Consider the following 6,061-nt stretch of genomic DNA (forward strand, 5'->3'; position numbering starts at 1 on the left):
TTCTTTTATCAAACAAAAAGCCCGGTTAAACCGGGCTTGGAGGATCAGGCCAGAACGGTTCCAGGAGCGAACCATTCGCGACGCGAATTGAGCAGGTCCTGCGCAGACATGGCTTTTTTACCAGCAGGTTGCAGTGACTCCAGATTTAGTACGCCATCGGCTGTAGCGATCTGAATGCCTTGTTTATCAACATGCACGATTTCACCGGGATGCTTATTTTGGTGCGGTAAAACGCTTGCCTGCCAGACTTTAACCGGTTGCTCATCTACCATGAAATAGCTCGTTGGCCATGGATTGAAGGCGCGGATACAACGCTCCAACTGCACAGCAGAAAGCGACCAATCGAGACGCGCTTCTTCTTTACTCAGTTTCTCGGCATAAGAGACCAATGCTTCATCCTGAACTTCTGGCTTGGCATGACCACTTGCCAGCAGATCCAGCGTTAGCAACATGCCTTGGGGACCAAGTTGCGCCAGTTTTTCATACAGAGACGCGCTGGTGTCTTCAGGCGTAATTGGGCATGAAAGCTTATGCAGCATGTCACCCGTATCAAGACCAACATCCATTTGCATGATGGTCACGCCAGTTTCGCTATCGCCAGCCCAGAGCGCGCGTTGAATCGGCGCCGCGCCGCGCCAGCGAGGCAACAGCGAACCATGCACATTAATACAACCCAGACGCGGCATCGCCAACACGGCTTTCGGCAGTATCAAGCCATAAGCTACGACCACCATAATATCGGCCTGCAATTCGGCAACCAGATGCTGGTTCTCTTCAGGCTTCAGGGATTTCGGCTGAAACACGGGAATATCATGTGCCTGCGCCAGAACTTTTACCGGGCTTGGCGTAAGTTTATTACCGCGTCCAGCGGGACGATCGGGCTGGGTAAAGACGCCAACTACCTGATGCTGAGAAGCAAGCAGCGCATCAAGATGACGCGCTGCAAAGTCAGGTGTACCGGCAAAGATAATTTTGAGCGGTGCAGACACAGTTTAACCTTCTATTAGCGCTTAATCTTCGCGTGCGTTAAGGCGGGCCAATTTTTCCAGTTTCTGTTTAATACGCTGACGTTTAAGTGGCGACAGATAATCAATGAAAAGTTTGCCATCGAGATGATCGATTTCATGCTGGATACAAATCGCCAGCAGACCGTCAGTTTCCAGCTCAAAGCTGTTGCCATCGCGATCCTGTGCACGCACTTTGACCCATTCTGCACGCGGCACAAAAGCACGTTGTTCAGGAATGGAAAGGCATCCTTCTTCAATACCGGTTTCACCACTTTTTTCCAGCAATTCCGGATTGATCAGTACTAAACGCTCGTCACGATTTTCTGAAACATCAATGACAATGATGCGTTGATGAATATCGACCTGAGTCGCCGCTAAGCCAATACCTTCTTCGGCGTACATGGTTTCGAACATGTCGTCGACAATACGCTGAACGTCTGCGTTTACGGTTGCCACCGGCGCAGCGATTTTGCGGAGGCGATCATCAGGGAAATGTAATACCTGCAAAACTGACATAAATATCCAGATCTGTATGCGTTAAAGAAAAGATTATTGCCGCATATTGTAGACTTTCTGATGCCCGATTGACAGCATTGCACCGCATGATAGCGCGGCTGACAAGGAGTGCGGCATGGAGAGAATTGAATGGATGCTCAGGTTGGCAAACGTGAAAGGATTAAGCAGTCGGCTTGTCAGACATTTAGCGGTAACACTGCAGGATAACGCTCATATTGATGATGACCTTTTGCTGGATCACGGATTGAGCGAAATACAGCGACAGCAGTTCAGGGAGCTGTGCCCGCGCCAATTAGAGAGAACGCATGCATGGCTGGCGCATGAACAGCATCATTTAGTGGCATGTATAGATGAACATTATCCTACGGCGTTAGCGGAAATTAGCCGACGTCCGTCATTACTGTATGTCGCCGGAAGTTTGGATGCTCTACAAACACCCCAACTGGGCGTGGTGGGCAGCCGCCATTGCACCCATTACGGCAAACAATGGGGAAGCTGGTTTACGCAGCAATTGGCACTAAGTGGTTTAACTATTACCAGTGGTTTAGCGCGCGGGATAGATGGTGTGGCACATCGCGCCGCGTTAGAAGTACAGGGCAAAACCGTGGCAGTGTTAGGCAGTGGCCTGCAATATATCTACCCGAAAAACCATCAATCCCTGGCGCGCGAAATCATGAACAGTGGCGGCGCGCTGGTCTCTGAGTTCCCACTTGATATGGCCCCGCATCCGGTTAACTTTCCTCGACGTAATCGTATCATTAGTGGTTTAAGCCTGGGTGTGTTGGTGATAGAAGCCACGCTCAAAAGCGGTTCGCTAGTTACTGCACGCTATGCTTTGGAACAAAATCGCAACGTTTATGCCTTACCCGGTGCTTTAGGTAATCCTGGTAGTGAAGGAACGCACTGGCTTATCCAGCAAGGGGCGCTGCTGGTGGCGCATCCCAACAATATTCTTGAAGATTTACATTCAACGTTGCAATGGCTGCCTGATAGCACTTCAGAAACAATATATTCACAAGACAGTGACGATGTTCCATTGCCATTTGCAACTGTGTTGGCTAACGTAGGTGATGAGGTTACACCTGTTGACGTCGTCGCTGAACGTGCCGGCCAACCTGTGCCAGTTATCGCAGCTCACTTGCTGGAGCTGGAGTTAGCAGGATGGATCGCAGCTGTACCCGGCGGCTATGTCCGATTGAGGAGGGCATGCCATGTTCGACGTACTTATGTACTTGTTTGAGACGTATATCCACAACGAAGCCGAAATGCGCGTTGATCAGGATAAATTGACAGATGATTTAACCGATGCCGGTTTCCATCGTGAAGATATCTACAATGCGTTGAATTGGCTTGAACGGTTAGCGGATTACCAGGAAGGCTTGGTTGCGCCTGTACTCATGGCAAACGATCCGCTCTCCATGCGAATCTACACGGAAGAGGAAAACCAGCGTTTAGATGCCGAATGTCGCGGTTTTATTTTGTTCCTGGAACAGGTCCAGGTGCTGAATATGGAAACACGCGAGATGGTTATTGAACGCGTAATGGCCCTTGATACCCTGGAATTCGATCTTGAAGATCTCAAATGGGTGGTGTTGATGGTGTTGTTTAACATTCCAGGATGTGAAAATGCCTATCAGCAAATGGAAGAACTGCTATTCGACGTCAATGAAGGTATGCTGCATTAATAATCTGCGCTTGATGCAACCGGTAATATGAGTAAACCAGCACTATTCTCCGTGCCTAAACACGATCCCTGCCCCGCTTGCGGGGCAGAATTAGTTATACGCTCCGGCAAACACGGTCCCTTTCTTGGATGTATCAACTATCCAACCTGTGACTATATCCGCCCGCTGAAGAGTCAGGGCGATGGTCACGTCGTAAAAGTACTGGAAGGCCACGCATGCCCAAAATGTGGAGCAGATAAAGTTCTGCGCCAGGGACGATTTGGCATGTTCGTGGGGTGTAGCCATTATCCAGAGTGTGATTACACAGAAACCATCGACAAACCTGACGAAACAGCTATCAGCTGTCCGCAATGTCAGAACGGCAAACTCGTACAACGGCGCTCGCGTTATGGCAAAACCTTCCACTCTTGCGACCGCTATCCAGAGTGTCAGTTTGCAATCAATGCAACGCCGGTTGAAGGTGTTTGCCCACATTGTCAGTTCCCTTTATTAATAGAGAAGAAAACCGCACAGGGCATGAAGCGCTTCTGCGCCAGCAAACGCTGCGGTAAGCCTATTGTTCAGGACGAAGAGTTATCATGAAACCAAGTCAGTATTCAGCAGGAAGCCTCGATTTTTGTATTGAGCAACTTCAGCAGCAGGAAGTTATCGCCTACCCAACTGAAGCCGTATTCGGCTTGGGTTGCGATCCTGATAGCGAAAATGCCGTAATGGCGCTTCTTGCGCTCAAGCAGCGTCCAGTCGACAAAGGTCTTATTCTTATTGCAGCTGATTACGCGCAGCTTGAACCTTATATCGCTGACCGTGAGCTGACTGTACTACAGCGCGAGCGCATGTTTGCCAGCTGGCCTGGCCCGGTGACCTATGTGGTTCCAGCTTCGCCACACACACCGCGCTGGCTCACTGGACGTTTTGATTCTTTAGCAATTCGCGTTAGCGATCACCCTGAAGTGCAGGCGCTATGCCGTGGTTTTGGAAAACCCCTGGTTTCGACCAGCGCCAATCTTTCTGGTGAACCGCCTTGCCGTAATGCGGAAGAAGTTGTTCAGCAATTTGGTGCTCAGTTTCCAGTGTTACACGCTGAAACCGGTGGACGCCTGAATCCTTCTGAAATCCGCGACGTTATTAGCGGTGAACTTATTCGTCAGGGTTAATGTATGGAAAACTTTGCTGTTTTTGGTAATCCCATCGCGCATAGCAAATCACCTTTTATTCATTCTCTGTTTGCTGAGCAAACCGGTATTGAGCATCAATATGGTAGAGAGTGTGCGCCATTAGAAGGGTTTCCTCAGGCAATAGCGGATTTTTTTGCTAAGGGTGGTAAAGGCGCCAACGTAACGTTGCCTTTTAAGCAGCAAGCGTGGGAGTTTGCTGATGAGCTCAGCGAGCGAGCGGCACTCTCCGGCGCTGTTAATACCTTAAAGAAAGATGCGCAGGGCAAGATCTTCGGCGATAACACGGATGGCATTGGTTTACTCAGCGATCTGGAGCGACTGCAGCTGATCCATCCCGGCGATCGTGTGCTGCTGGTGGGTGCCGGCGGAGCAGCGCGTGGTGTGATCCTGCCGCTTCTTTCTTTTGGATGTTCACTGGTTGTGGTCAATCGCACCGTTGAACGAGCAGCAATGCTGGCAGAAATTTTCCACCAGAGCGGAGATATTCAAGCTAGTGGCTTCGGGCAATTAGAGGATCAGGAGTTTGATCTGATCATTAATGCCACTTCGAGTGGTGTCGATGGCAAGGTGCCTGCACTAACCGCCTCTCTTATTAACCAGCAAACGCGTTGCTATGACATGTTTTATCAACAAGGTTTAACGCCATTTCTGCTGTGGTGCCAGCAGCAGGGTGCGCAGCAGCTGGCAGATGGTGTTGGCATGCTGGTGGGGCAAGCCGCTCATGCTTTCCAACTGTGGCATGGCGTGATGCCAGAGATCACGCCAGTGATTACTAAACTAAAGCAGGCAATGCAACAGGAGTGAGTTTGACGATCAGGAAGGAGCTTTGCTTTCTTGATCGAGATATTCATTCTTCCAACCAACGTAATTGTTGGATGAATAGAGCAGCCCGGCGATTTCAGCTTCACTTAGCGGTCGTACTTGTTTAACCGGGCTGCCTAAATAGAGATAGCCACTCTCCAGACGTTTGCCCGGCGGCACCAAACTGCCAGCGCCAATCATCACGTCATCTTCAATAATTACGCCGTCCAGCAGAATCGATCCCATACCAACCAGCACACGATCGCCAATGGTACAACCGTGTAGCATGGCTTTATGACCCACCGTCACGTCTTCGCCAATGATGAGTGGGAAACCTTCCGGATTGCTGGTGGATTTATGCGTGACGTGCAGTACGCTGCCGTCCTGGATATTACTTCTTTTACCAATCATCACTTTATTCACGTCACCGCGAATCGCGACCAGCGGCCAAATGCTGACGTCATCAGCAAGTTGTACTTCACCGACCACCACGCTGCTGCTATCGATCATGACGCGATCGCCGGTTTGCGGAAAATGGTTCTTGTAAGGTCGTAGGGCTATAGACATGATCTTCTCCTTTTACATTTGTACCCAAGCCTGCGGTTTAAAAGCCGGATAAACAAGATGATTTTTGAACAGATCGCTCGCGATCGCAGCGAAAAGAATGAAAACTCGCCAGTCGATTAAAAAGATCGAAAAAAGGGGTTGTGCAAAAAATTCGGATCCCTATAATGCGCCACCACTGAGACGGCAAAGCGGCAACGCGGGCGGCTCAGCAGGGAGTGAAGAAATTCATCCCGCCGGATGAAAGCGCTGAAAAAAGTGTTTGACTCTGAAGGAGGAAAGCGTAATATACGCCACCTCGCGACAGGCGGTT

8 protein-coding genes are annotated in these 6,061 nt (G+C 50.0%); 5 read left to right on the top strand and 3 right to left on the bottom strand.

Annotation, left to right across the window (positions count from 1 at the left end; all coding sequences use genetic code 11):
* Window positions 1–44 precede the first annotated feature (44 nt).
* The gene (gene fmt / locus WFL93_RS17930; protein WP_336778697.1) at window positions 45–989 is read right to left on the bottom strand and encodes a methionyl-tRNA formyltransferase; all 945 of its coding nucleotides are present in this window, start codon (window positions 987–989) and stop codon (window positions 45–47) included.
* Between the two features lie 21 nt (window positions 990–1,010).
* Window positions 1,011–1,523 (bottom strand): peptide deformylase, encoded by a 513-nt coding sequence (gene def, locus WFL93_RS17935; protein WP_007891697.1) that lies wholly within the window; start codon window positions 1,521–1,523, stop codon window positions 1,011–1,013.
* A 115-nt stretch (window positions 1,524–1,638) separates the two neighbouring features.
* Here def and dprA point away from each other — a divergent pair, with 115 nt between their 5' ends.
* The 5 genes from dprA to aroE are packed head-to-tail and all read left to right on the top strand — an operon-like array spanning window position 1,639 to window position 5,187.
* On the top strand, window positions 1,639–2,763 hold the full coding sequence (gene dprA / locus WFL93_RS17940) for a DNA-protecting protein DprA (RefSeq protein ID WP_336778698.1): 1,125 nt from the start codon (window positions 1,639–1,641) through the stop codon (window positions 2,761–2,763).
* Window positions 2,735–3,208: a DUF494 family protein Smg gene (gene smg / locus WFL93_RS17945; protein WP_007891699.1), complete on the top strand. Its 474-nt coding sequence runs from the start codon at window positions 2,735–2,737 to the stop codon at window positions 3,206–3,208. The genes dprA and smg overlap by 29 nt, the downstream gene beginning before the upstream one ends.
* A gap of 27 nt (window positions 3,209–3,235) precedes the next feature.
* Window positions 3,236–3,790 carry a DNA topoisomerase family protein gene (locus WFL93_RS17950; protein ID WP_072093385.1) on the top strand — a complete coding sequence of 185 codons (555 nt, stop codon included), beginning with the start codon at window positions 3,236–3,238 and terminating at the stop codon, window positions 3,788–3,790.
* Window positions 3,787–4,362 (top strand): L-threonylcarbamoyladenylate synthase type 1 TsaC, encoded by a 576-nt coding sequence (tsaC, locus tag WFL93_RS17955; RefSeq protein ID WP_007891701.1) that lies wholly within the window; start codon window positions 3,787–3,789, stop codon window positions 4,360–4,362. Before WFL93_RS17950 ends, tsaC begins: the two co-directional genes overlap by 4 nt.
* A gap of 3 nt (window positions 4,363–4,365) precedes the next feature.
* Complete coding sequence (aroE, locus tag WFL93_RS17960) at window positions 4,366–5,187, top strand: shikimate dehydrogenase (RefSeq protein ID WP_049850728.1); 822 nt, start codon at window positions 4,366–4,368, stop codon at window positions 5,185–5,187.
* Between the two features lie 9 nt (window positions 5,188–5,196).
* Here the strand turns inward: aroE and WFL93_RS17965 are convergent, their stop codons facing one another.
* Window positions 5,197–5,751, bottom strand: coding sequence for a gamma carbonic anhydrase family protein (locus WFL93_RS17965; protein ID WP_007891703.1), 555 nt, complete (start codon window positions 5,749–5,751; stop codon window positions 5,197–5,199).
* Window positions 5,752–6,061: the final 310 nt, after the last annotated feature.

Source organism: Pantoea sp. USHLN256, from assembly GCF_037149875.1.
Classification (GTDB): Bacteria; Pseudomonadota; Gammaproteobacteria; order Enterobacterales; family Enterobacteriaceae; genus Pantoea; species Pantoea nemavictus.